Source organism: Rhabdothermincola sp., from assembly GCF_036846205.1.
Lineage (GTDB): Bacteria > Actinomycetota > Acidimicrobiia > Acidimicrobiales > Acidimicrobilacustridaceae > Rhabdothermincola.
Map to the genome: position 1 here is coordinate 16,274 of NZ_DAIUCK010000011.1, position 25,461 is coordinate 41,734.

Annotated in this window: 18 protein-coding genes; 15 read left to right on the forward strand and 3 right to left on the reverse strand. The window is 70.1% G+C overall.

Annotation, left to right across the window (positions count from 1 at the left end; translation table 11 throughout):
• The first annotated feature begins 19 nt into the window (after positions 1-19).
• The 9 genes from V7004_RS02980 (at position 20) to V7004_RS03020 (ending at position 11,376) form a co-directional block, all read left to right on the forward strand.
• A complete protein-coding gene (locus V7004_RS02980) occupies positions 20-1,273 on the forward strand; it encodes a hypothetical protein (protein ID WP_334142021.1) in 1,254 nt (417 codons plus the stop codon).
• A 386-nt stretch (positions 1,274-1,659) separates the two neighbouring features.
• Positions 1,660-1,983, forward strand: a complete 324-nt coding sequence (locus tag V7004_RS02985; protein ID WP_334142023.1) for a hypothetical protein — start codon at positions 1,660-1,662, stop codon at positions 1,981-1,983.
• Entirely contained in the window at positions 1,980-3,875 is a 1,896-nt protein-coding gene (locus tag V7004_RS02990; protein ID WP_334142025.1) for a hypothetical protein, read from the forward strand. Before V7004_RS02985 ends, V7004_RS02990 begins: the two co-directional genes overlap by 4 nt.
• A gap of 19 nt (positions 3,876-3,894) precedes the next feature.
• Entirely contained in the window at positions 3,895-5,001 is a 1,107-nt protein-coding gene (locus V7004_RS02995; protein ID WP_334142027.1) for a glucose-1-phosphate thymidylyltransferase, read from the forward strand.
• A 138-nt stretch (positions 5,002-5,139) separates the two neighbouring features.
• The gene (locus tag V7004_RS03000; protein ID WP_334142030.1) at positions 5,140-7,458 is read left to right on the forward strand and encodes a glycoside hydrolase family 25 protein; all 2,319 of its coding nucleotides are present in this window, start codon (positions 5,140-5,142) and stop codon (positions 7,456-7,458) included.
• 64 nt (positions 7,459-7,522) lie between these two features.
• Positions 7,523-8,089, forward strand: coding sequence for a dTDP-4-dehydrorhamnose 3,5-epimerase family protein (locus V7004_RS03005; RefSeq protein ID WP_334142032.1), 567 nt, complete (start codon positions 7,523-7,525; stop codon positions 8,087-8,089).
• Positions 8,090-8,176: 87 nt separating this feature from the next.
• Entirely contained in the window at positions 8,177-9,133 is a 957-nt protein-coding gene (rfbB, locus tag V7004_RS03010; RefSeq protein WP_334142034.1) for a dTDP-glucose 4,6-dehydratase, read from the forward strand.
• 1 nt (position 9,134) lies between these two features.
• Positions 9,135-9,983 carry a dTDP-4-dehydrorhamnose reductase gene (gene rfbD / locus V7004_RS03015; RefSeq protein WP_334142036.1) on the forward strand — a complete coding sequence of 283 codons (849 nt, stop codon included), beginning with the start codon at positions 9,135-9,137 and terminating at the stop codon, positions 9,981-9,983.
• A gap of 4 nt (positions 9,984-9,987) precedes the next feature.
• Positions 9,988-11,376, forward strand: coding sequence for a glycosyltransferase family 2 protein (locus V7004_RS03020; protein WP_334142038.1), 1,389 nt, complete (start codon positions 9,988-9,990; stop codon positions 11,374-11,376).
• Here V7004_RS03020 and V7004_RS03025 read toward each other — a convergent pair.
• Positions 11,283-12,917 carry a DUF2142 domain-containing protein gene (locus tag V7004_RS03025; RefSeq protein WP_334142040.1) on the reverse strand — a complete coding sequence of 545 codons (1,635 nt, stop codon included), beginning with the start codon at positions 12,915-12,917 and terminating at the stop codon, positions 11,283-11,285. The genes V7004_RS03020 and V7004_RS03025 overlap by 94 nt on opposite strands.
• Positions 12,918-13,023: 106 nt before the next feature.
• On the opposite strand from V7004_RS03025, the gene V7004_RS03030 reads away from it, so the two are divergent.
• From V7004_RS03030 to V7004_RS03055, 6 genes are all read left to right on the forward strand, one after another.
• The gene (locus V7004_RS03030) at positions 13,024-14,346 is read left to right on the forward strand and encodes a glycosyltransferase (RefSeq protein WP_334142042.1); all 1,323 of its coding nucleotides are present in this window, start codon (positions 13,024-13,026) and stop codon (positions 14,344-14,346) included.
• Positions 14,347-14,355: 9 nt separating this feature from the next.
• Positions 14,356-15,300, forward strand: coding sequence for a glycosyltransferase family 2 protein (locus V7004_RS03035; RefSeq protein ID WP_334142046.1), 945 nt, complete (start codon positions 14,356-14,358; stop codon positions 15,298-15,300).
• A 140-nt stretch (positions 15,301-15,440) separates the two neighbouring features.
• A complete protein-coding gene (locus V7004_RS03040) occupies positions 15,441-16,250 on the forward strand; it encodes an ABC transporter permease (RefSeq protein ID WP_334142048.1) in 810 nt (269 codons plus the stop codon).
• Complete coding sequence (locus V7004_RS03045) at positions 16,247-17,509, forward strand: ABC transporter ATP-binding protein (protein ID WP_334142049.1); 1,263 nt, start codon at positions 16,247-16,249, stop codon at positions 17,507-17,509. Before V7004_RS03040 ends, V7004_RS03045 begins: the two co-directional genes overlap by 4 nt.
• A complete protein-coding gene (locus V7004_RS03050; RefSeq protein ID WP_334142050.1) occupies positions 17,506-20,508 on the forward strand; it encodes a rhamnosyltransferase WsaF family glycosyltransferase in 3,003 nt (1,000 codons plus the stop codon). The genes V7004_RS03045 and V7004_RS03050 overlap by 4 nt, the downstream gene beginning before the upstream one ends.
• Positions 20,505-22,175 carry a methyltransferase domain-containing protein gene (locus V7004_RS03055; RefSeq protein WP_334142051.1) on the forward strand — a complete coding sequence of 557 codons (1,671 nt, stop codon included), beginning with the start codon at positions 20,505-20,507 and terminating at the stop codon, positions 22,173-22,175. The genes V7004_RS03050 and V7004_RS03055 overlap by 4 nt, the downstream gene beginning before the upstream one ends.
• Before the next feature lie 22 nt (positions 22,176-22,197).
• Here V7004_RS03055 and meaB read toward each other — a convergent pair whose 3' ends face one another.
• Together meaB and scpA are read right to left on the reverse strand one after the other, a co-directional pair.
• Positions 22,198-23,184 carry a methylmalonyl Co-A mutase-associated GTPase MeaB gene (gene meaB / locus V7004_RS03060; protein ID WP_334142053.1) on the reverse strand — a complete coding sequence of 329 codons (987 nt, stop codon included), beginning with the start codon at positions 23,182-23,184 and terminating at the stop codon, positions 22,198-22,200.
• Entirely contained in the window at positions 23,181-25,349 is a 2,169-nt protein-coding gene (gene scpA, locus V7004_RS03065) for a methylmalonyl-CoA mutase (RefSeq protein ID WP_334142055.1), read from the reverse strand. The genes meaB and scpA overlap by 4 nt, the downstream gene beginning before the upstream one ends.
• Positions 25,350-25,461: the final 112 nt, after the last annotated feature.

The following is a 25,461-nucleotide window of genomic DNA, read 5'->3' on the forward strand; positions in this document are numbered from 1 at the left end:
GGGGGCCATCCCGGTCGCGGTGGGCCTGGCCGTGAACGGCGCGGCACTGATCGTCTTCCTCGCCATCGCCTCGCGCCGGCTGACCCCCGAGGACTACAGCGCGCTCGGGGTGTTGTGGGCGCTGGTGTTCGGTGTGGGCAACGGCATCATGCAGCCGCTCGAGCAGGAGGTCGCCCGGGCGGTCTCCGCCCGCCGCGCCCGGGGGATCGGTGCCGGCCCGGTGATCCGCCGCGCGGTGGCACTGGGAGCCGTCTTCGCGGCCGGGGTCTGCACGCTGGTGCTGGTCGGGCAGGCGTTCGTCCGGCGCGACACCGTCAACGGCTGGTTGCTGGTGGCCTTCGTGGTGGGCTTGCTGGCCTTCTGCGCCGGGCACCTCACCCGCGGCGTGCTCTCGTCCCACCATCGCTTCGGTGCCTACGCGAGCTTCTTCGCCACCGACGGCGTGAGCCGGGTCGCCCTCGCCGCCGCGCTCGCCGCCGCGGGCATCAGCGCGGTCGGCGCCTACGGCATGCTGTTCGCGGTCACGCCGTTCCTCGGGATTGCCGTGGCCCTCGCCCGGCCCCGGGGGCTGCTCCAGGAGGGTCCCGAAGCCTCGTGGAAGGAGTTGACGACGGCGCTGGGATGGCTCCTGCTCGGCACCGTGTCGCTCTCGCTGCTCATCCAGGGCGGGACCATCGCCGTCGACTGGCTGGCCACCGCCGACCAGCGCCAGGCGGCGGGCGTGTTCCTCAACGGCCTGCAGACGGCGCGCATCCCGCTGTTCCTGTTCCAGGCGATCCTGGCGTCGCTGCTGCCCAAGCTCTCCCGGCTGGCGAGCACCGGTGCCTACGCCGACTTCGAACGGGCCCTGGTGCGGTTGGTGGTCGCCATTCTCTCGGTGGGCTTGGTCACCACCGTCGTCGCCGCCGTGGTCGGACCGGGCTTCATCGATCTGGCCTTCGGCGCGCAGGCCGCGCTCACCAGCCGCGACCTGGCCCTGCTGGCCATCGCCTTCGTGGTGGTCATGGCCGCGATCTGCCTCGACCAGGCGCTGGTCGCTCTCTCGTCGCACAGCCGCATGGCCCTCGGGTGGTTCGTCGCGCTGGGGGTGTTCGTCACCGTGACGGCACTCGGCGACGATCTCTACCTCCGGGTCGAGCTGGGGCTGCTGGCGGGGAGCCTGGCGGCGATGCTGTGGATGGGGGTCCACGTGGCTGTCCTGCTCCGCCATCACGCCAGGGGACGGGCGCTCGATCTCAGCGAGGCGATGGCCGAGCTGCCGGTGCAGCAGTAGGGCGGCGAGCGCTGGCTGGCGACAGCATCGACCAGCCGGGCACGGTCTGCTTGCTACGCTCTTGCCGGGCGGAGGGCCGCGCGCCTGGCGCGGCCGATGTGTGACAACCGGTCATGACTTCCAGCCCAGCTCGTCCGTCCGACCGCCGTCCCCGGCGCCACCACCATCTGCTCATGATGGCCTGCCTGGCGATGCTGTTCGGCTGCTCCCGGTCGAGTGGCGAATCGGCGGTCTCGCCCAACGCTGCACCACCCGCGACCAGACTCCCGAGCTCCGGGAGCGCACCGACCACGGCTACGGCGGTCGCGCCGACGACCTCGACAGCTCCCGGGACGGCCCCCGATCCGCAGCCGCAGCCCGCCAAGCTCGAGCTCTCCGTCTACTGGGTGAGGCCCTTCGGTCGCCCCGATCGCCTCGACATCCCCGCGTACCGGGATACCGAGGGAGGATCCTTCCCCTACGTCCTCTACGGCTCGGCCGCGAACACCTCCGACGAGGCGATCGAGGCGCCCGCGGTGAACGCGACCTGGCGGGACTCGGCCGGCGAGGTCATCGCCAGCGTTCGGGGAGCCGTGGTGGACCCCGACGGACGCCCCCTCGCCGAGCTCGCTCCCGGCGGGGCGGCCGACTTCGTCATCGTCGTGGACGATCCCCTCATCGCGGCCCGCCTCGAGGATCGCGAGCCTGAGCTGCAGGGGGTGGGCCGGTGAAGGCGGTGCGGCGCCTCGTGATCCTGGTACTGGTCGTCGCGTCGATGTGCGGCGCGGTGCCGGTGCCCATCCCCCTCGCCGGCTCGGCCAGTCCCGCGTCCGCCCGGGGCATGGGGCAGACCCCGCTCGACGACATCCTCTACTGGGCCGACCAGAAGAAGGCCTGCGGACTCAGCCGCGACCAGTTGGCGGCGATGATGATGGCGCCGACGTACCCCGAGACCGGGGCCAGCGGGACGCAGGCGCCATCGCCCATGACCCTCAGCCGGTGGGACACTCAGGCGGCCCTGTGGGCCTTTGGTGACAAGGCGACGCCGTACCAGCGGGCGTTCTGGCATCCCGGGGTGGGCATGTGGCAGTTCGACTCCGCGGGGGCGTGGAACCTGACGGCCGCGACCGCGATCTCGACCGCGACCTCAGCCGAGCAGGCCGCCACGGTGATGGCGCAGCGATGGTGCACCAGCCCGTCACGGGCCTATGCCTGGGGACCCTGGTACGGCTGTGCCACCACCTCTATCTGCGAGGACATCTACAACTTCATCTTCGACGGCACGCGGCTGCGGAACCTGACCATCTATTCGACCGTCACCCGCGACGGCGGGATGGAGACCCGGTCCTGCCGCCTGTTCGCCACGTCGTTGCCGTGCCATTACGTCGACCCGGCCAAGGCGCAGGGGTTCGCCGGCTGGGCCGTCCCGGGTGCGGGGCCGACGCCGGTGACCGCACCGTTCTACGTGATCAGCTACAACGGCCGGGAGTACCGGTTCTGGCTCAAGCAGGATACGGGCTACCCGGTGACGATCTCCGCCGACAAACCGATCCGGGCCAACGCCCGGACCAGTCTCGTGTGGTCCACGGCCGGGGGGCTGTGTGACCTGAGCCTGGGGCGCGGCGACTGCGGTGCCCCGCCCCGGGTGGCGAGCACGCCGTGGGGTGACCGGGTGGCCCTGCCGCTCGGGAGCCTGGACAGCGCCAGCCCTGGGGCAGCGTGGATCTCCCTGACCGGTTGGGTCATCGACCCCGACACCAGTGACCCGGTCGACGTGCACGTCTACCTGGACGGGACCTGGATCCGTGCGGTGCGTGCCGACCAGCCACGACCCGACGTCGCGGCCGCGATCCCCGGCTACGGGGACCGGCACGGCTTCCAGACCGTGGTGCCGGGTGTGAGCGGCGGGCCGCACGAGGTGTGCGTGTACGCCATCAACGTCGGCCCCTACGGTGATCACAACCCGCTCCTCGCCTGCCGCCGGGTGGTCATCAGTGGCGAGCCGTTCGGCAACGTGGACTCGGCCGCGATGGCGCCCGGTGGGATGTGGGTCGAGGGTTGGGCCCTCGACCCGGACACCACAGGCCCGATCGGGGTGCACGTGTACGTCGACGGGCGCTGGGGTGGCATGGGGGTGACCGACCGATCACGCCCCGACGTCGAGAAGGTGTACCCGTGGTGGGGGCCGAACCGGGGGTACCGGGTGCTCGCCGCCGCCGCACCGGGGAGGCGGACGTTCTGCGCCTACGGCATCAACGTCTCCTGGGGGTCCTCGAACCCACTGCTCAATTGCCGGGTCGTCGACGTGCCCGACGGGACGCCGCTGGGCAGTCTCGACGGGGTGGCACGGGTGCCGGGAGGGGTCCGGCTCACGGGGTGGGCGCTCGACCCCAGCACCGCCGGAGCGATCGCGGTCCACGTCTACGTCGACAACGCCTGGGGAGGCGCCTACACGGCCGGTACGGCTCGTCCGGACGTCGGCGCCGCGTTCCCGGGCTTCGGCGATCTCCACGGCTACGACATCACCGTTCCCGTCGGCGCAGCACCGGCGACCCTGTGCGTGTACGCCATCAACGTGGGGCCGGGCACGACCAACCCGCTGCTGGGTTGCCGGACCATCTGAGCGTGGTAGACACCACGCCGTGAAGGGGCTCATCCTCTCGGGCGGGGCCGGTACCCGGCTGCGGCCCATCACCCATACTTCGGCCAAGCAGCTCGTGCCGGTCGCCAACAAACCCATCCTCTTCTACGGGATCGAGGACATGGCCGAGGCGGGGATCGACGAGATCGGCATCATCGTCGGTGACACGGCGGAGGAGATCCGCGAAGCGGTCGGTGACGGCTCCGCGTTCGGGGTGAAGGTGACCTACATCCCCCAGGAGGCCCCGCTGGGCCTGGCGCACTGCGTATTGATCGCCCGCGACTTCCTCGGCGACGACGACTTCGTGATGTACCTCGGCGACAACATGCTCCAGCAGGGGCTGGTGGAGTTCATCGAGCGTTTCGAGGCCGATCGGCGGCGGGCCGCAGAGCCCACGCTCGATGGCGATCACCGCCCGCCATCGGCGCAGATCCTGCTCTGCCACGTCCCCGATCCTCATCGGTTCGGGGTGGCGGAGATCGACGACGCCGGCCACGTCGTGCGCCTGATCGAGAAGCCGCCCGACCCGCCGTCGGATCTGGCCCTCGTCGGCGTCTACCTGTTCACCTCCGCGATCCACGAAGCCGTGGCCGCGATCGAACCCTCGGGGCGCGGTGAGCTCGAGATCACCGATGCCATCCAGTGGCTGATCGACCACGGCCATCGGGTCCGCCACGAGGTGCTCGAGGGATGGTGGCTGGACACCGGCAAGAAGGACCCGCTGCTCGAGAGCAACCGGCGGGTGCTCGAGACGATCGACCCGAAGATCGAGGGCTTCATCGACGAGGCGTCGGAGGTGGACGGCCGGGTGGTCCTCGAGGCCGGCGCCGAGCTGATCGGGTCCCGGGTGCGCGGACCGGCGGTCATCGGGGCTCGTACGAAGATCGTCAACTCCTACATCGGTCCGTTCACCGCCGTGGCCCGGGAATGCGAGATCGTGGACTCCGAGGTCGAGCACTCCGTGGTGCTCGACAAGAGCCGGATCATCGGGGTGCCGCGCCTGTTCGACTCGCTCATCGGCCGGGAGGTCGAGGTTCGTCGTTCGGGCCTGCTGCCGCGGGCCACCCGGCTGATGCTCGGTGACCATTCCGTGGTCGAGTTGGACTGAGCGACCCGGAGCGAGCCGCTCGCGCTCAGGGTGGGAGCGGCGCCCGATCGCTAACGGTCGGGTCGGGCCGTTCCGATAAGGAGGGGCGACGGTCGCGCGGCGACGGCGCGCTCCGACCCACCCGGAGGTGCTCTCCCCATGCCTCATGTCCCAGCCGTGCGCTTGGCCAGGCGAGCAGCCCTCGCGGTGGCCGTCGCCATGGCGGTGCTGGTCCCGGTGCTGCCCGCGGCCGCCATCACCGGGGTGGACGTGGCCTCCTACCAGCATCCCAACGGAGCCCCCATCGACTGGGCCCAGGTCAAGGCGGCCGGGCACTCGTTCGCGTACGTCAAGGCGACCGAAGCCACCACCTACACCAACCCGTACTTCGCCGGTGACTGGTCGGGCATCGCCAGCGCCGGGCTCTACCGGGGGGCCTACCACTACGCCCGGCCTGCGCTCCCGCTGTCGACCGCGCAGGCCCAGGCGCGCTACTTCGTGTCCCGGACGGGCTCGATGGGCGGTCCCCTCGACCTCCCACCGATGTTCGATCTCGAGGAGACCGGCGGGTTGTCACCCAACGATCTGGTCGCGTGGAGCCTGACCTGGTTGCAGGAGGTGGAGGCGCTCACGGGTCGCCGTCCCGTGGTCTACACCGGGTACTTCTTCTGGAAGGACCAACTCGCCTCGACCACCGCGCTGTCCGGGTACCGGCTCTGGTTGCCCTCGTACACCTCGAAGCCGGTGCCGACCTACGTGCCCAGCGCCTGGGGCACCTGGACGTTCTGGCAGTACTCCAGTACCGGCCAGGTCCCGGGAATCATCGGCAACGTGGACATGAACCGCTTCTGCTGCGCGGCGTCGAACCTGGCCGCGATGGCGGGACCGACGAGCGGTGTGGCCGTGGGCAACCCCTTCGGCTCGCTCGACGGCGCGTCGCTCGGGCCGGGGGCCCTCACGGTCACCGGGTGGGCGATCGACCCCGACACCGTCGGGTCGGTCAACGTCCACCTCTACGTCGACGACCGCTGGGGTGGATCCGTGACCGCGAACGGCTCCCGCCCCGACGTCGGCGCCGCGTACCCCGGCTTCGGTTCGAACCACGGCTTCCAGGCCACCATCCCGGTCGGTCCCGGGGCCCACAAGGTCTGTGCCTTCGCGATCAACACCGGCCCGGGCACCACGAATCCGCTGCTCGGGTGCCGGACTGTCCTGCCGAACCCGGTGGGCTCGGTCGACGGCGCGTCGTCGCCTGCCAGCGGGACGCTGCGGATCGCCGGCTGGGCCGCAGATCCGGACACCACCGCGCCGATCGATGTCCACCTCTACCTCGACGGCCGCTGGATCAGTTCCACCACGGCCGATCTCGAGCGGCCCGACGTCCAGAGCACGTTCCCGGGAGCGGGGCCGAGGCACGGCTGGCTGTTCGAGGTCGGCGCCGTCAGCGGCGGCCCGCACCGGGCCTGTGTGTACGCGATCAACGTGGGCACCGGCGACACGAACCCTTTGCTCGGGTGCCGATCGGTGCTCGTGCTGGACGGCGTCCCGGTGGGCAGCGTGGATGCGGTCCAGGCCGGGGTCGGCTCGGTGACGGTGTCCGGGTGGGCGCTCGACCCCGACACCGCGGACCCGATCGTCGTCCAGGTTCTCGTGGACGCACAGCTCCGGGCCACCGTGACCGCCGACCAGAGCCGCCCCGATGTCGGTCTCGTGTTCCCCTCGTCCGGGGCGAACCACGGGTATCGGATCGCGGTGGACGGCGTGGGTGGCGGTCCGCACGAGGTGTGCGTGCGGGCCGTGAACGTTCTCGGTGGCGCCGGTGACCAGACGATCGGCTGTCGGAAGGTCATCGTCTCCGGCGATCCGCTGGGCAGCGTCGACGGCGTGGAGGCCGCTGAGGTCCTCCGGGTCAGCGGGTGGGCGCTCGACCCTGACACGACCGCGCCGATCGCGGTGCACGTCTACGTCGACGGTCGCTGGGCGGGGCAAGGGCTGGCCAACGGGGACCGTCCCGATGTCGGAGCCGCCTTCCCCTTCTTCGGTCCGTCGCACGGCTTCACCGTCACGGTGCCACCCACCTCCGACGGCACCCATCAGCTGTGCGTCTACGGCATCAACGTGGCCGCCGGTTCGAACGCGTTGATCGGCTGCCGGGCGTTCACCGCCAACCGGAGCCCGTTCGGGACCGTCGACTCCGCCAGCCGGTCGTCGAACCAGGTGAGGTTCCAAGGTTGGGTGATCGATCCCGATACGGCCGCACCCGTGGCCGTCCACGCGTACGTGAACGGGGGCTGGGGTGGGTCCTTCACCGCGGGTGTGGCTCGGCCGGACGTGGCACTCGTCTATCCCGATTTCGGGCCGAACCACGGGTTCGACGTCACGCTCGCGGTCGCACCTGGTCCCCAGCAGGTGTGCCTGTACGCGATCAACGTGGGACCGGGTAGCACCAACCCCTTGCTCGGTTGCCGGATCCTGTGATCTCGCCCCGATCGGGATGGAGCGGACACCCCCAGGGCTGCCCAGGCGGTAGCGTGGCCGTTCCATGGCCACCGTCACGGAATCAGACACGATCGCCGGCGTGTACCTCGTCGATCCCGTCGTCCATGGCGACGATCGCGGGTTCTTCGTCGAGACCTACCGCAGAGCATGGTTCCCGCAGGGGCGGGAGATGGTGCAGGGCAACCGCGGTGACCGGCAGGCGGGAGCCGTTGTCGGTCTCCACTACCACCTCCACCAGGCCGACTACTGGTACGTCCCCTACGGCACGGCACGGGTGGTGCTCCACGACCTCCGGGTCGGCTCACCGACCGATGGCGCGACCCTGACCCTCGACCTGGGGCGCCAGCCCGACGGCACCCATTCCCACCGCGGGGTGTTCATCCCGCCGGGCGTGGCCCACGGGTTCGCCGCGCTCACCGACATGACCATCACCTACCTGGTCGACGGCTACTACAACCCTGCCGACGAGCTCGGTGTGGCCTGGGACGACCCCGAGATCGGCGCGGACTGGGGCGTGGCCGACCCCATCCTGTCCGACCGGGATCGGAAGAACCCACGGCGCTCGGAGATCGAGCCCCGCTGGCGACCGCACAACGGTCTGCGAACCTGATGATGCCCGTGGGCCGAGACACCAGGACGTCCGGCGCGTTGCCTGGCCGGTCACCGGTGCCGACCAGTCTGGGAGGATGATCGATCAATGAAGCTGTTCGTCACCGGTGCCGCGGGCTTCATCGGCTCGAACTACGTGCGGTACGTGCTGTCCCACACCGACGACGAGGTGACGGTCTTCGACGCGTTGACCTATGCCGGCAACCTCGAGACGCTCCGTGACCTGACCGATGACCCCCGCTACCGGTTCGTGAAGGGCGACATCTGTGACCGGGAGGCGGTGACCGAGGCGATGCGGGGGCACGATGCGGTGGTCCACTTCGCCGCCGAGAGCCATGTCGACCGATCGATCGTCAGCCCCGACGAGTTCGTCCGCACCAACTGCGACGGCACCAACGTGATGTGCGACGTCGCTCGGCGTCTCGAGGTGGGGAGGTTCATCCACATCTCCACCGACGAGGTCTACGGCTCCATCGAGCACGGCTCGTTCAAGGAGAGTGACCCGCTCGGTCCCCGCTCGCCGTACAGCGCGTCGAAAGCGGGCAGCGATCTCATCGCGCTGTCCTACGTCAGCACCTATGGCCTGCCGGTGATCGTGACCCGCTCGTCGAACAACTTCGGGCCGTACCAGTATCCGGAGAAGGTCATCCCGCTGTTCGTCACGAACCTGCTCGAGGGCAGGAAGGTCCCGTTGTACGGCGACGGGCTGAACGTGCGGGACTGGCTCTACGTCGAGGACAACTGCGCCGGCGTCGACCTGGTGCTGCGATCCGGCGAGGTGGGGGAGATCTACAACATCGGCGGCGGTAACGAGATCACGAATCGGGATCTGACCGAGCGGGTCCTGCGGCTGTGCGGAGCAGGTGACGAGATGATCGAGTACGTGACCGACCGGCCCGGGCATGACCGGCGCTACTCGATCGACTGCTCGAAGATCCGGGCGCTCGGTTGGAAACCGCAGCGCGATCTCGATGAAGCGCTCGCCACCACGGTGGACTGGTACCGGGCCAACCGTTGGTGGTGGGAACCGCTCAAGGGCTCCTGACATGCGGGTGCTGATCACCGGGGCCGGGGGGCAGGTCGGCCGGGAGTTGGTCGAGGTCTTCACCGCCGATGGTCACGAGGTCGTGGGGTTCGACCGCGCCAGCCTCGACCTCGCCGATCGCGACGCTGCGATGTCGGCGATCTGCGCCTTCGAGCCGGATGCCGTCGTCAACGCGGCAGCCTGGACCGCGGTGGACGCCTGCGAGCTCGACCCCGACCGAGCGTTCCTCGTCAACGCGCTGGGGCCCCGCTACCTGGCGGAGGCCGCTCGGGTGGTGGGCGCCCATCTGGTCCACCTCTCGACCGACTACGTGTTCGACGGTTCGAAGACCGGGCCCTACCTGGAGTGGGATCAGCCCAATCCGGTCTCGGTCTACGGACGCTCCAAGCTCGGCGGTGAGCAGGAGGTCGGTCCCACTGCGACCATCATCCGCACGTCGTGGGTGTGCGGCTTCCACGGCAACAACATGGTCAAGACCATCCTGCGGCTCGCGGCCGAGCACGACGTGCTGTCCTTCGTCGACGACCAGCGTGGCCACCCGACCTTCGCCGACGATCTGGCGGCGATGATCAAGCGGCTGGTGGTCGAGCGCCGCACCGGCTTGTTCCATGTCACGAACCAGGGCGCGGTCTCCTGGTACGAGTTCGCCCGGGCTGTGCTCGAGTGTGCAGGCCAGGACCCGGATCGGGTGCGGCCGATCGCCACCTCCGAGCTCGACCCACCGCGCCCGGCACCCAGGCCGGCCAACTCGGTGCTCGACAACGCCGCGCTCCGGCTGTCGGGCGTGCCGCTGCTCCCGCACTACCGCCACAGCCTCGATCGCCTCGTTGCCCGGCTGCTCGACCGCTGATCCGATGGCCGAGCGGGGACGGGTCCGGCTCGTCGTGCTCAACTACAACGGTGGCCATGAGGTGGTGCGCTGTTTCGACCACTTGACGGCACTGCGGTGGCCACCCGACGAGCTGGAGTTGGTGCTGATCGACAACGGCTCCAGCGACGGCAGCGCGCACGCCGTCGCCGCCCGCCACCCGAGGGTCGAGGTGGTGCAGCTCGATCGCAATCGAGGGTTTCCCGCCAACAACGTCGCCCTGCGAGACCTGGCCGGCGTGCGCTACGTGGGCCTCGTGAACAACGACGCGTTCGTCGAGCCGGACTTCCTGGCACCGCTGGTGGAGGCGCTCGAGGCCGATCGGTCACTCGGCGCCGCGTGCCCGTTGATCCTGTTCGAGCATCAGTACGTCGAGCTGGCGGTCGAGGCACCGGCTGAGCGCCCGGGCCCTGGTGATCCCCGCGAGCTGGGGGTGAAGCTGACCGGGGCCAGGGTGGCCGGTGAAGACGTGTGGCGCCGGGTGCACGTTCCCCACGGTGGTCATGGTCTGGAGGTCTCGGGGCGCAGCAGCTGGCAGTGGACCGGGCGACGGGCCGTCGTGCGGGTGCCGGTGCGGCGGGGGGAGCCGCGACCGGACCGGATCGAGCTGCAGGCGGCCGCGCTCTCGCCCCGGGCAGCGACGTTCACCTCGGGCCGGGTGCGGACGGACGTCGAGGTCCACGAGCGACCTTCGTGGATCGAGGTGGCGGTGGACGGCGAACCCGTCGACGTGGTCAACAACGCCGGTTCGGTGGTCTTCGACGACGGCTACGGGGCCGACCGGGGGTTCGGGGAGGTGGACAGCGGTCAGTTCGACGAGCCGGCCGAGGTCTTCGCGTGGTGCGGGGGCGCGGTGTTGCTGCGCCCCGACTACCTGGCTGACGTGGGGCTGTTCGACGAGCACCTGTTCCTCTACTACGAGGACACCGACCTCTCGTGGCGAGGTCAGGCCCGGGGATGGCGGTACCGGTTCGTGCCGCACGCCCGGGTCCGCCACCTGCACGCGGCCACCAGCATCGACGGATCAGCCCGGTTCCAGTACTTCACCGAGCGGAACCGGCTGCTCGTCCTGGCGAAGAACGCGCCCGTGCCGCTTCTCAGGCGGGCGCTCGGAGGGTTCCTCGGCCAGACCTACGACGCGGCACGCCGCGACATCGCCGCAGCGCTGGCGCAGGGTCGCCGCCCCAACCCGGTGCCGACGTACCGGAGGCTGCGTGCCGGGCTCGGCTTCCTCCGCTCGGCACCGCACGCGCTCCGGGTCCGCCGGCGCCTCCGTCGCCGTCAGACGGTGAGCGACGCCGAGCTGCTCACGGCGCTGGTGCCGGCCGCTGGGATGCCTTCCTCGCCCGGGCCCGCGCCGGCTGGTGGGTGCTGACGGGCCAGCGCCAGCGTCCCCAGCCACAGACCGAGGGCCGTGGTGGCCAGCGTGGCGAGCGCGAGCAGCAGGTGCTTGGGCAGCTTCGGCTCCCAGTCGCCTTCGAGCAGGTAGTCGAGGTACGGCGACGGCGCACCGATCACGTACCGGCGCATGACCACGACGTAGGAGAAGAGCATGATCACGGTAAGGGATCCGATCGCCAGGGCACCCATGCCGCGTGCCTGACGCCACCCGATCCGCCCTGACGTCCCGATCACCCAGGCCGCCAGGATGGGCACCGCGATCGCGACGGGCAGCGAGTACCGGCCCTGCCACACGAAGCCGATGCGCTCGGCCTGGGTGATCTCGGAGAGCGTCAGCGCGATGACACCGATCACCGATGCGACGACGGTCAGCCTCTGGCGGGCCGAGCCGACCACCAACGCTGCGACCACGAGCACCCCCACAACCGCGAGCCACCACACGATCATCCACACCGGCAGGGCGTCGTGGGCGTCGATCCACCCGAACACGCCGATCATCTGGCGCACCCGCCACGGAAACATGCTCACGGATTCACGCAAGGCCTCGGGCAGCGTGATCCCCGGGCGGGGCCCTCCCCAGAGCGCGCGCTGCGGGGTCGCGTACGCGAGCCAGAACGCCGCGAAGCCGGCGGCCACGGACAGCCCGACCGCGCCGATCTGCACGCGTCGGTCACCGGCCAGCGTCCTGAGGTTGGCGCGGCTCGAGGCTGCGAGGGCGAGTAGGGCGACGATCGCGAGGAGCATCACCATCGACAGCGGTCGGGCGAGGATCAGCATCGACGACGCAACGAAGAACCGGGCGATTGACCGGGTGGACGGTCTTCCCTCGGTCCGTAGGAGCTCGAGGCCGGCTGCGAGGGTGCACATGGCTGCCACGATCTCCACGGCGTTGGGGTTGATGACCGCGGCGAGAAACACGACCATGGGCGTTACCGCAGCCGCCACCCCGATGATCGTCGTACCACTCGCATCGGCCCGGCGGGCCGCCACCAGCGCTGAGGCCAGCAGGGCCGAGCACAGTGCCACGTTCACGAGCCGCATCAAATACATCGCCTTTGATGGCGGGAGCAGGAGGGAGGGCCAGCCGACGAGCGCGTAGAACACGGGCGGGTACGCGCCGGCAGAGTTGATGGCCTCGACCTCATCGGTGAGGCGCGGGACGGGGCTCATGCAGCTCGCCGGCCTCAGGGGAGGCAGTGCGATACATGCATAGTCGGGCTCCGCGTAGGCGCGAGGCATGCGAAGCCAGATCTCCGACCGGGTCACCTCACGATCGCTGGTGCCGAGGATGTCCTCACGCGCCACCCAGGTGAGCTCACCCCGCACCACGGCTGCCGCCTTGCCGGCGTGTGCGGGTTCGTCCGGACCGACCAGCGGGGGCATCGAGAGGGCCCAGATCGCCCCCAGCGCACCGAGGAGGAGAAAGGAGACCCACCAGACCCGGCGATCGTCGAGGCGGGAGCCGAAGCCGGCACGTGCCGGGTGCGGGGTACTGGTCGGGGCGGAGGGCGGCATCGTCGTGGGGACCTCTCGCCACGCTAGCCCGTCCTGTCCGGGGGTTGAGTTGAGCGTCCCTGTGCCGGTGAGGGTCGGCAGGGCCCACTGGTAAGGTCGCTGGCCCATGGCCGGCCGCCCGACGCGTGTGCTCGTTCTCACCGCTGACAAGGTCGGGGGTGCGATGGCGGGGCCGGCCATCCGAGCCGTCGAGCTGGCCCGGGTGCTGGATCGCTCGTTCGAGGTCATGTTGGGATCAACCCATGAGGTCTCCCTCGCCGCCCTCCCGTTCCGGTCCATGACCTTCCGGGAACGGCTCGACCTGGAGCCCCACGTCGACTGGGCTGACGTCGTGGTGGCCATGCCGTCGCTGCTCCATCGTTTCGACTGGATCGCCGACCACGACCTGGTCGTGGTGGCCGACGCCTACGATCCGGTCCTCTTCGAGGTACTGGAGTGGTTCGCGCCGGCGGCCCCACAGGAGCAGGACGCCCGGTTCCTCGATGCGCTGGCCCAGATGGTCGAACCGCTCCGGTACGCCGATGCCGTGCTCTGCGCGTCGGAACGCCAGCGCCACCTGCTCATCGGGCTGCTCACCGCGATCGGTCGGGTCAACCCGAGGACCTACGGCGAGGACCCGACACTCGACCGGCTCATCCCGATCGTGCCGTTCGGCCTGCCCACCGATCCGCCCCTTGCCCAGTACCGGCCGTTGCGGGGACCCGACGGCCCGTTCGCTGCCGACGACGTGGTGCTCTACTGGGGTGGCGGCATCTACCAGTGGCTTGATCCGTTGACCTTGATCGACGCGGTGGCGCTGGTCGACGACCCGAACGTGAAGCTCTTCTTCGCTGGCATCGCGCACCCCACGCCTGAGGTGCCGGTGATGCCCATGGCGCAGGCGGCCCGGGATGCGGCCACTGACCGGGGGCTGATCGGCACCAGAGTGGTCTTCTCGGACCGTTGGATCTCCTATGACGAGCGGGCCGCCTACCTCACCGACGCCGACATCGGGGTCTCGGTGCACCGGCGGCACGTCGAGACCACCTTCTCATTCCGGACCCGGCTGCTCGACTACCTGTGGGCCGGTCTGCCCATCCTCACCTCCGAGGGCGACAGCTTCGCCGAGCTGGTCCGTGAGCGCGCGCTGGGAGCGGTCGTGCCCGCCGAGGACGCCGCGGCGATGGCCGAGGCGATCGGCCGGCTGCGCGACCGCGAGGTGCGGGCCGCCTGCTCGCGTCGAGTGTCGGACCTCGCTCCGGCCTACGAGTGGTCGGTCGTGAGCAGGCCGCTCGTCGAACTGTGCGCCGAGCCTCGCCGGGCAGCGGACCGCCTCGCCGGCGGGCGGGCTCAGCCGGTCGTACCGGGCGCGCTGGCGGTGCCGGGGCTCATGGGCCTGCTCCAGCGGGTCGCGGCCAGGGCGCGCTCAGCCCTGCGCAGCGGCGAATAGGATCCGCCGATGCGCATCGCCGGCATCATGTTGCTGCGCAACGAGGCCGACTTCGTCGAGGTCAACCTCCGCTACCACCGATCGATCGGCATCGACCAGTTCCTGGTGGTGGACAACGGCTCGACCGACGGCACGGCGGAGATCCTGGTCGAGCTGGCCCGTTCCGACCCGTCCATCCACGTGGAGATCGATCCGGGCCCGTACCAGCAGGACGTGGTCCGGACGCGGCTCGCCCGGGCGGCGGGGGCCATGGGTGCCGACTGGGTCGTCAACATCGACGGCGATGAGTTCTGGTGGACCCCCGGTGGTGACCTCCGAGCGGTGCTGGCCCGGACCGACGCCAGCGTCCTGCGCTGCGAGGTGGTGAACCTCGTCCAGCGGCGTGACGTGCGAGCCCGATCACCCCAGGCTCTCCTGACGATCACCCGCCGCGTGCCGGGAACCCGGGGAACGCTGGAGGACGCCCGGCGTCTGGTCGAGGCCGGCGAGATCGCCTACGTGGAGATGAACCATCCGGTCAACTGCCTCGCCCGACCCGGGCCGGGCATCATCGTCCACGGGGGGGCACACCACATCGATGGCGTCGACGGCCCGGTGATCGACACCCCGGAGATCGTGTGCCTGCACGCAGGCCTGCGAGCTCGCGAGGTGCTCGAGAAGAAGGCCGAGCACGGTCGGCGGGTGGACGAGTTGGGTCTCCCCCCCGACATCAGCTGGCACGTGCGGCGATGGGCGCGGCTCGCCGAGGCGGGGGAGCTCGAGGCTGAGTGGGCGGCGAACTCCTGGCGAGACGAGGGACCCGGCGTGCTCGACCTCCCGAGCGGCCCCCGCCCGCTGGTGGTCGACACCCGCTTGGCCGACGCGGTCCGCCCGTTCATCACCACCCCACCCCGCAGGAGTTGGAGGTCACGGGCGACCCGCTGGTTCGCCGGCCGGTCTTCGGGGGGATCCTGACCGGCTGGTATGCTCGGATCCCTTCACGCTCGCCGGAACGCGGCGTTGGAGCCGCCCCGGATCTGGGAGCGGGAACGCCCGGATGCCTCGTCGCACGAGCCATCGGCCGAGTTCGGTCTGATCCGAGGACGACTGCACACGTGACCGCCGCAACCGAGATCTGGACCTACCGGAACCTCATCTACAACCTCGCTCAGCGGGAGCTGCGAGCTCGCTACAAGAAGAGCCTGCTCGGATGGCTGTGGTCCCTGATCAACCCGGCGGCCACCCTCGGCATCTACACCCTCGTGTTCGGTGTCTTCCTGGCCCAGCAGCCGCCGCCGATGGGCAACGGGCGGATCGGGCTGTTCGGCATGTACCTGTTCTGCGCGCTCGTCGTGTGGAACTTCTTCAACGGCGCCGTAACCGGGTCGATCTCCGCCCTGCAGGGCTCCGGGGGCCTGCTCAACAAGGTGTACTTCCCGCCTGCCGCCCCGGCGATCGCGAACATGCTGACCGTACTGCTCCAAGCGGCGATCGAAGGAGGCATCCTCGCGGCGATCATGGTGCTGCTGGGGAACGCGTCGGTCACCTTCCTGCTGTTCCCGGTGATCCTGGTCTTCCTCGGTCTGTTCGCCCTCGGCCTGGGCCTCTTCCTGAGCGTGTACAACGTCCTCTACCGCGACGTCAGCTACCTGGTCGGCATCTTCATGCAGCTCCTCTTCTACGCCACGCCGATCATCTACAGCATCGACATCATCCCGGCGAAGGTCGGGGGCATCCCGGTCCGGCGGCTCATCGAGCTCAACCCGTTGACGCAGTTCGTCGAGTGGTCGCGTGACGCGTTCTACAGCCTCCGCTGGCCCTCCACGGCAGGCATGCTCTACGCCATGGTCGCCTCCGTCGTGGTGTTCCTCGCCGGGACCGCGGCGTTCAACGTGAAGGCCCGCAACGTGGCGGAGGAGCTGTGACGGGAAGCGCCGCCATCGTCGTCGAGGGGGTCTCGAAGCGATTCAAGGTCTACAAGAGCCGGCCCACCAGTCTGAAGGAGCGGGTGACCCGCTTCGCTCGCGATCGTTACGAGGAGTTCTGGGCCCTCGACGACGTCAGCCTCGAGGTGCCCGAGGCCTCGGTGTACGGGCTCGTGGGCCACAACGGCTCAGGCAAGTCGAGTCTCCTGCGGCTGATGGCCAACATCCACCGCCCGACCAAGGGTCGGATCGTCGCCAACGGTCGGATCTCGGCGCTGCTCGAGCTGGGCGCAGGCTTCCACCCGGATCTGACGGGACGCGAGAACATCTACCTGAACGCCGCCATCCTCGGTTTCCGCCGGCGGGACACCGACAAGATCCTCGATGAGATCGTCGCGTTCTCGGGCATCGAGCCCTTCATCGACACGCCGGTGAAGCACTACTCGAGCGGGATGTACGTCCGGCTCGGGTTCTCGGTCGCGGTCCACGTCGACCCACAGATCCTCCTGATCGACGAGGTCATCGCGGTCGGCGACGAGGAGTTCCAGCGCCGTTGCTTCGAGCACCTCTACCGGCTTCGTAACCGAGGGGTCACGATCGTGATGGTGACCCACAGCCTCGGGTTGGTGCAGAGCATGTGCAGCAGGGCCGCGTGGCTCGACCATGGCAAGTTGCTGGCCGAGGGTCCCGCTGGCGACGTCGTGCACCACTACGTCAGCAAGGTCAACGAGCGCGAAGCGGAGCGCTTCGAGCACGAAGCCGAGGTGGCCAGCGAGCTCGGTGTCCCCGAAGGTGGTCTCGACGTCGAGGCGTCGTTGCGCCCGCTGTCCATCGAAGCGGTGGAGTTCCTGGGATCGGACGGCCAACCCACCCAGGTGGCGCTGAGCCTGGAGCCGCTCACGGTCCGGATCCGTTACCGGGCATCGGAGCCGGTGGAATCGCCGCTGTTCTCCTTCGCGGTCGAGAGCGCGAACGGCGTGCACGTGGCCACCCCCGGGATGCGTCCGGACGATCGACGGTCCGAGGTCCTCGTCGGCGAGGGGTACGTCGACTATCGCATCGATCAGTTGGCTCTGGCACCGGGCGAGTACCTTCTCAGCACGGCGGTGCACGATCGCCACGGCATGATCCGGTTCGATCACCAGCAGCGTTGCGCCAAGCTCCACGTCCAGCGGTCCTCGAGGTCGGTGCCAGGTCTCGTGGACCTGCTCGGGCGATGGGAGGCACCCGTCGGTCCTCGGGCCGAGGCGCTGCGATGAAGGCCCGGGAGGCACTCGAGCGTCTCGTCCCACCCGGCTCGACGCGGCGCGCCGTGGCCCGCATGGGCCGGCAGCTCGCGCTCGACGGGCTCCGTTATGGGGAGCGGGCCCGCGCGCTGTGGTGGGTGGCCACCCAGCCACCGGCGCGCGAGCAGAGCTATGCGGCGTTCCTCGAGCGCAACCGGCTCAGTGCGGAGGAGATCCTCTACCAGACCGGCCGAGCCGCCGAGCAGCGGTTGCGGTGCGCGATCGAGTGCGTGGTGATCGCCCCGCCCGGACCTGGCGCCCGCGCCGCGCTCGAGCGCACCGTGCGCTCGCTGCGCCTGCAGACCTTCGGCGGCTGGTCGGCACTGGTCGTCGGTGGCGGTCTCGACGGCGGTCTCGACCATCCGGGCGATCCGCGGGTGCGGGTGGGGGATCGCGATGGTGACCGCTCCCTCGCGGTCTCGAGGTTCATGGCCGATGGCGACCCCCGGGCGTTCGTGCTCGTGCTCGAGGCCGGTGATCGGCTCGAGCCCGACCTGTTCTTCCGCATCGCCGCCACGGCGGTCGACGACCCTGCCGTTGATCTCGTCCATTGGGACGACGACGTGCTGACCGCCGACGGCACCGTGGCCGATCCGTTGTTCCGGCCTTCGTGGTCACCCGACATGTTGCTGGGGGCCAACTACCTCGGTCGCTCGTTCGCCGTGCGCCGGGAGCGGGTGGTGGCCGCAGGGGGTTTCCGCTCGGACCTCGGTGACGCGGCCTGGTGGGACCTGCTCCTGCGCCTCGGCCTGGACGAGACCAGCGTGGTTCGGCTGCCGAAGGTGCTGGCTCACCTCGGTCGGCGGCCGCAGGCTCACGGTGAGCTCGCCGTCGCGGTGGTCCAGGAGCACATCGACCGTCTCGGGCAGCGGGCGTCGGTGTCCCCGACGCCGACCGGCGTGCGGGTGCGATGGGCTCTGGACGATCCCCCCCACGTCACCATCGTCATCCCGACGAGGCACAGCCGCACGATGCTCTCGGTGTGCCTGCCGGCACTCGCCAGGACGGCCTACCCCTCCTTCGACGTCCGCATCGTCGACAACGGTCCCCGGACCCCCGAGAACGAAGCGTGGTATGGGCAGTTCGCCGGTTCCCTCGACCTGCGTGTGAGCTGGTGGGAGGAGCCGTTCAACTACTCGGCGGTGAACAACGCGGCGGCTGTCGACGCCCCCGGCGAGGTGCTGGTGTTCCTCAACGACGACACCGAGCCGCTCGATCCCGGGTGGCTGTCGGAGATGGTGGGTTGGGTGGTGCAACCGGGCATCGGGTTGGTGGGCGCGCAGCTCATCGGCCCGGACGGCCTGATCCAGCACGGCGGGGTGATCCTCGGCCTCAACGGGTTCGCGGACCACCTCTTCGAAGGGCTGGCACCGGGCTCGGAGACGCCGTTCGGTCCGACGGGTTGGTACCGCGACCTCCTCTCGGTCACCGCGGCGTGCGTGGCGGTGCGCCGAGAGGTGTTCGAGCAGATCGGCGGCTTCGACGAACGGTTCGTGCTGTGCGGCAGCGACGTGGTGCTGGGCCTGGACGCTCGGTTCCACGGGTGGCGCAACGTGTGCACACCCCATGCGGTGGTACGTCACCTCGAGTCCGCCACCCGTGGCACCGACGTGCCGACGGAGGACTTCTTCGCCAGCTACTGGCGGTACCAGAAGTGGTTGCGGGCGGGTGACCCGTACTTCACCCCCAACCTCTCCCTGCACAGCCGCGTGCCACGCCTGGCCGAGACCGGCGAGCAGGCACCCCTCGACAAGGTCGGCCAGGTGCTCAACCGGTCGTTCACCGTCTTCCGCCAGACCTCGGAGGGCTCCGAGGCCGCGTGGTTGGCCGACGTGTGCCGAGCCGACGATCAGGTCGCGGCCAGGGTGCACGCGCTGCACGCCGCCAACGCGGCGGGCTTCGCACCCGAGACGATCAACTGGTTCGTGCCCGACATCGACAGCCCCTTCTACGGGGGCATCAACACCGCGTTGCGCTTGGCCGATCACCTGGCCCGGGTACACGGGGTGCGGAACCAGTTCGTGGTGATGGCCGCGCCCAACGAGCCGTTCTTCCGTTCTGCGCTGGCGGCGGCGTTCCCGGCCCTGGCCGAGAGCGCGATCGCCTTCATCGACGGCCCGACCGACCCGGCCCTCGAGTCGGCCCCGGCGGCGGACGTGTCGATCGCCACGCTCTGGGTCACCGCCTACTCGGTGGCCCGGTTCCGGCGCACCCGTCGCAAGTTCTACCTCATCCAGGACTTCGAGCCGATGTTCTACCCGGCAGGCACCCAGTACGCCCTCGCCGAGGAGAGCTACCGGCTCGGCCTCTACGGGTTGTGCAACACCGACAACCTGCTCCGGATCTACCGCGACCAGTACCAGGGCCGGGGGTTCGCGTTCACCCCCGCGGTGGATCGCTCCGTGTTCCACGCTGAGGGCAGGAGACCGCTCGACCACGATGGGCCGGCTCGGGTCTTCGTCTATGCCCGCCCGGGTCACTGGCGTAACTGCTGGGAACTGGCCTCCCCGGCGCTCGTCCAGGTCAAGGAGCGCTTCGGTGATGCCGTCCACATCGTCACCGCTGGCTCGTGGGCCACCCCTGACGATCTCGGGCGCGGTATCCAGCATCTGGGGCTGCTCGACTACCGGGAGACGGGTCAGCTCTACCGGACCTGTGACGTGGGCGTGGCCCTGACGGTCTCCGCGCACCCGTCGTACCTGCCGCTCGAGCTGATGGCGTGCGGGGTGCCGGTCGTGGCGTTCGACAACCCCGCCGGTGACTGGATCCTCCACCATGGCGAGAACTCGTTGCGCTGCCGCCGGACCGTCGATGGTCTGGCCGAGGCGATCGGCCGGCTCGTGGCCGACCCGTCGCTGCGGGTCCGGCTGGGTGCGAGGGGGCTCGAGGACATCGCTGCCCGTCACGGCGACTGGGAGGCCGCCTTCAAGGGCATCTACGAGTACCTCGGCGATCCCGAGCAGCACCCATGACGGCGGAGGGCGGGGCTCGTTACCGGCACGGGTTCGACCCGGACACCTCCTACGGGAGCGCGGTCCGGCTGATCGAGTCGGCCGGGTTGGAGCCTGGTCTGGTGCTCGATCTGGGGTGTGGGTACGGCGCGGTCGCGGATCCGCTCGTCGAGCTCGGCCACCGCTACGTCGGGGTGGACCTCGATGAGCAGGCGGTGGCAGAGCTGCGGGACCGTGGCCACGAGGCTCATCGGTGCGATCTGCTGGCTCCGGGCGACGAGCTGGCGGAGCGACTGTCCCGGATCATCGATGGCCGCCGCCTGGCCGCCATCCTGGCCCTCGACGTGCTCGAGCACCTGCTCGACATCCCCGCGACCCTCCGAGCCCTGGCGTCGGTGGCGGAACCGAGCGGCGCCCCGCTCGTCGTCAGCTTCCCCAACATCACCCACTTCGACGTGGGGGCGAAGTTGCTCATGGGGCGGTGGGACACGACCGACGAAGGCCTGCTGGACCGGACCCACACCCAGTTCCTCTCGGGCCCGGACCTGCCGGATGTCTTCCTCGAGGCCGGATGGCTCGAGGCCGGAGCCGACGACGTCATCCGCCCCGTGAGCGACCAGTGCTTCCCGTCATACACGCCGGTCCTCCGACCGGGTACCCCTGCCCACGGGCTCCTCCGAGCCTGGCGGGACGCCGCGGACCCGTACGGGTCGACCTTCCAGTTCGTCCGGCTCTTCCGGCTCCACCCTCCGCAGCGGCGCGAACCGGTGGACCGCGTCGACGAGGTCAGGCCCTTCGCCACGGTGATCGTGCTCACCGACCGCGAACACGACCCACGCGACCTCGCCGACCTGCGCCGCGATCTCGACGGGCAACGCGGAGTCGAGCACGAGGTCAGGGTTGTGGATGCCGAAGACGGACAGGCGATCGAGGCTCTCAACGAGGCGCTGCGTCAGGCCAGGGGCCGCTACGTCGCCGTGCTCCGCTCCGGCGAGCGGGTGGGGCCGGGTTGGCTGGCAGCGCTCATGGCCGCCGAGCAACGGGCGGTGGGCGCTGTCCTGCGGGCAACGGTCCGAACCTACGACGACGAGGTCGGCGCGAGCAGGGAGCGAAGCTTCGCCACGCTCGCGGTCGATGCTGGCGAGGTCGCGGTGGCCTCGCTCGATCCCGTGCACGTCGACGTCCCGGCCCCGGTCATCCCGGCTGCGTTCGCCATTCCTGCCCAGGTGGCCCAGACCGCTGGCGTCGTGCCCGAGGAGCGCCACGGTGACTCCGCGTTGGCGGTGTTCCTCGCGCGAGCCGCCGCCCTGTGTGGCGTCGAGCCTGCGGGCGGAGCAGACGTCCTGGTTCCGAGGAGTCACCTCCCCGATCCGGTCGTCGATGGCGAGCGCATCGACGACGCGTTGTCGGAGCAGCCGATGCTGCTCCGCGCCGGCGACGCCAACCGGCTGGCCGACCTTCGACGGCGGATCCTGGCGGACGAGGCCCGCCTCTCGGCGCTCGAAGCCCAGCTGGCCTCGCGTGATGAGCAGTTGGAGCTGCTCGCGGAGCACGTTCGCGATCTCGGTACGCGGACGCGGACCGCGGAAGCGGAGCGGGACCTCTGGCGGCGGGAAGCCGAACGCAGCCTCGGGGTCCGGCTCCGAGCCGTGGTCCGACGCGTGCTCGAGCGCCTCGAGTCGAGGTGAGGGGCTCCGGTGATGGTGACCCTCAGGTCGAGCTGTCGCGCTCGAACGCCTGCAGCAGCTCGACGGCCGCCGCGGAGGGGGTGATCTCCCCCCGCGCCACCCGATCCTCGAGCGACGGGAGCATCGATCGGACGCTCGCCGCGCTCTCGAAGCGTTCGAGCAACGAGTCGCGCACCTCCGCCCACATCCAGGCCTTGGCCTGTGCGGCGCGCAGCTCCGCCAGCTCACCCGAGGCCGTGAGCGCATCGCGGAAGGCCAGGATCGCCTCCCACACCTCCGCCAGGCCCGCACCGGTGAGCGCCGAACAGGTGAGGACCCTTGTCTGCCACGCCCGCCACTTCGGCCGGAGCAGGTGCACGGCGTTGGTGTAGTCGGCGGCCGTCCGGCCGGCGGCCGCGGCCAGGTCGCCATCGGCCTTGTTCACCACCACCAGGTCGGCCAGCTCCATGATCCCCCGCTTGATCCCCTGCAGCTCGTCACCGCCCCCCGGTGCGACCAGCAGGAGGAACAGGTCCACCATCTCACCGACGGCCACCTCGGACTGGCCGACGCCGATGGTCTCCACGATGACGACGTCGAATCCGGACGCCTCGCAGAGCAGGATCGCCTCCCGGGTGCGCCGGGCCACTCCACCGAGCTGGCCACCCCCCGGTGTGGGGCGGATGAACGCCCGAGGCTGGCGGGCGAGCTCGCCCATGCGGGTCTTGTCACCGAGGATCGACCCACCCGAGCGCCTGCTCGACGGGTCGATGGCCAGCACGGCGAGGGCGTGGTCCTCGACGATCCGGAGCCCGAGGGCCTCGATGAATGTCGACTTGCCCACACCCGGAGGCCCGCTGATGCCCAGCCGCACGGAGCGTCCGGTCTCGGGGAGCAGCTGCTCGAGCACCCCGGCGGCGACGGCGCGATGGTCGGCTCGGGAGGACTCGGCGAGGGTGATGGCGCGCGCCAGTGCTCGGCGGTCCCGTGCCCGGATGCCCCGGACCAGTTCGTCGACTGACTCGGTCACGCGGCCGATCGTCGCTCCCCGAGCAGCCTCAGCACCGTGCGGGCCGCAGCCGGGATGTTGGTGCCGGGACCGAACACGGCGGCCACGCCCGCGTCTCGCAGGGTGTCGTAGTCCTGCGGCGGGATGACCCCGCCACACACCACCACGACGTCGTCGGCCCCGGCCTTGCGCAGCTCCTCGATGAGCTTGGGCACCAGGGTCTTGTGGCCTGCTGCCTGGCTGGACACGCCCACGACGTGCACGTCGTGCTCCACCGCGTCGCGGGCAGCTTCCTCGGGGGTCTGGAACAGCGGCCCGACGTCGACGTCGAAGCCGAGGTCCGCGAACGCGGTGGCGATGACTTTGGCGCCGCGATCGTGACCGTCCTGGCCCATCTTGACCACCAGCAACCGGGGCCGGCGACCTTCCCGCTCGGCGAAGGCCTCGACCTCCCTGGTGAGCGCGGCGAACTCCTCGTCGCCCTGGTAGGCGGAGCCGTACACCCCGGAGATGCTACGGATCTCGGCCCGGTGGCGGCCGAACACCGCTTCCATGGCGTCGGAGATCTCCCCGACGGTGGCCCGGGCCCGGGCGGCCTCGATCGCCAGCTCGAGCAGGTTCGCGCTGCCGGCCGCGCCCTCGGTCAGGCGCCGGAGTGCCTCCTGGCAGGCGGCCTGGTCCCGCTCGGCTCGGACCCGCTGCAGCTTCGCAATCTGCTGCTCGCGGACCTTCGTGTTGTCGATGTCGAGGACATCGACCAGCTCCACGTCGTCGGGTACGTACTTGTTGACCCCGACGATGACGTCCTCGCCCCGGTCGACCCGGGCCTGGCGGCGGGCCGCGCTCTCCTCGATGCGCAGCTTCGGCATGCCCGACGCCACCGCCTTGGTCATGCCTCCGAGCTCCTCGACCTCCTCGATGAGCGACCAGGCCCGCTCCGCCAGTGCGCTGGTGAGCGCCTCCACGTAGTAGCTGCCGCCGAGCGGGTCGACCACGTGGGTGATGCCGGTCTCCTCCGCCAGGATCAACTGGGTGTTGCGGGCGATGCGAGCGCTGAAGTCCGTCGGCAGGCCGAGCGCCTCGTCGAAGCTGTTGGTGTGCAGGCTCTGCGTGCCCCCGATGACCGCGGCGAGGGCCTCGAAAGCTGTGCGGACCACGTTGTTGTACGGGTCCTGCTCGGTGAGCGAGACCCCCGAGGTCTGGCAGTGGGTGCGCAGCATCAGCGACTGGGGGTTCTTCGGATCGAAGCGTGACATCACCCGGTGCCACAGCAGGCGAGCGGCACGCAGCTTCGCGATCTCCATGAAGAAGTTCATGCCGATGGCGAAGAAGAAGCTCAGGCGAGGGGCGAACTCGTCGACGTCGAGCCCTTTCCCCAGTGCGGCGCGGACGTACTCCAGGCCGTCGGCGATGGTGAACGCCAGCTCCTGGTCAGCGGTGGCTCCGGCTTCCTGCATGTGGTAGCCGGAGATGGAGATGGAGTTGAACCGCGGCATGTTGCGCGCCGTGTACTCGATGATGTCGGCCACGATGCGCATGCTCGGCTCGGGGGGATAGATGTAGGTGTTGCGCACCATGAACTCTTTGAGGATGTCGTTCTGGATGGTGCCGCTGAGCTGCGCCTGATCGACGCCCTGCTCCTCCCCGGCCACGATGAACATCGCCAGCACCGGGATCACCGCGCCGTTCATGGTCATCGAGACCGACATGCGGTCGAGCGGGATGCCGTCGAAGAGGATCTTCATGTCCTCGACGGAGTCGATCGCCACCCCCGCCTTGCCGACGTCACCCACCACGCGTGGATGGTCGCTGTCGTAGCCCCGGTGGGTGGCGAGGTCGAACGCCACGGACAGGCCCATCTGACCGGCGGCGAGGTTCCGGCGGTAGAAGGCGTTGGACTCCTCCGCGGTGGAGAAGCCGGCGTACTGGCGGATGGTCCAGGGGCGGTTGGCGTACATGGTGGCCCGCACGCCCCGGACGAAGGGAGCGAAGCCGGGTAGGGAATCCACGAAGTCGATCCCCTCGAGGTCCGCGGCGGTGTAGAGCGGCTTGACCTCCAGGCCTTCGGGGGTGTGCCAGCGCAGCGACCGGGTGTCGGCGGCCTTCAACTCCTTGGCCGCCAGCGCCTCCCAGTCGTCGAGTGATGGGCGGGTCTGATCGGGGGTTGCCTCAGTGCGCTCGCTCACAGCTGTTCAGGCTATGGGCTGGGCCAACCGCGTCGGAAAACGCCTCGAGCGCACGTCGGGTTCGTTCGGGCTGAGATCACGGCGGCTCGCTGACCAGCGAGGGGCGTGGGGG

What these genes read in the sequence shown, in the direction of transcription:
- rfbB (WP_334142034.1), top strand. Translation starts at nt 8,177, where the DNA reads ATGAAGCTGTTCGTCACCGGTGCCGCGGGCTTCATCGGCTCGAACTAC.
- V7004_RS03020 (WP_334142038.1), top strand. Translation starts at nt 9,988, where the DNA reads ATGGCCGAGCGGGGACGGGTCCGGCTCGTCGTGCTCAACTACAACGGT.
- V7004_RS03005 (WP_334142032.1), top strand. Translation starts at nt 7,523, where the DNA reads ATGGCCACCGTCACGGAATCAGACACGATCGCCGGCGTGTACCTCGTC.
- rfbD (WP_334142036.1), top strand. Translation starts at nt 9,135, where the DNA reads ATGCGGGTGCTGATCACCGGGGCCGGGGGGCAGGTCGGCCGGGAGTTG.
- V7004_RS03000 (WP_334142030.1), top strand. Translation starts at nt 5,140, where the DNA reads ATGCCTCATGTCCCAGCCGTGCGCTTGGCCAGGCGAGCAGCCCTCGCG.
- V7004_RS03055 (WP_334142051.1), top strand. Translation starts at nt 20,505, where the DNA reads ATGACGGCGGAGGGCGGGGCTCGTTACCGGCACGGGTTCGACCCGGAC.
- V7004_RS03025 (WP_334142040.1), bottom strand. Translation starts at nt 12,917, where the DNA reads ATGCCGCCCTCCGCCCCGACCAGTACCCCGCACCCGGCACGTGCCGGC.
- V7004_RS03030 (WP_334142042.1), top strand. Translation starts at nt 13,024, where the DNA reads ATGGCCGGCCGCCCGACGCGTGTGCTCGTTCTCACCGCTGACAAGGTC.
- V7004_RS03050 (WP_334142050.1), top strand. Translation starts at nt 17,506, where the DNA reads ATGAAGGCCCGGGAGGCACTCGAGCGTCTCGTCCCACCCGGCTCGACG.
- V7004_RS03035 (WP_334142046.1), top strand. Translation starts at nt 14,356, where the DNA reads ATGCGCATCGCCGGCATCATGTTGCTGCGCAACGAGGCCGACTTCGTC.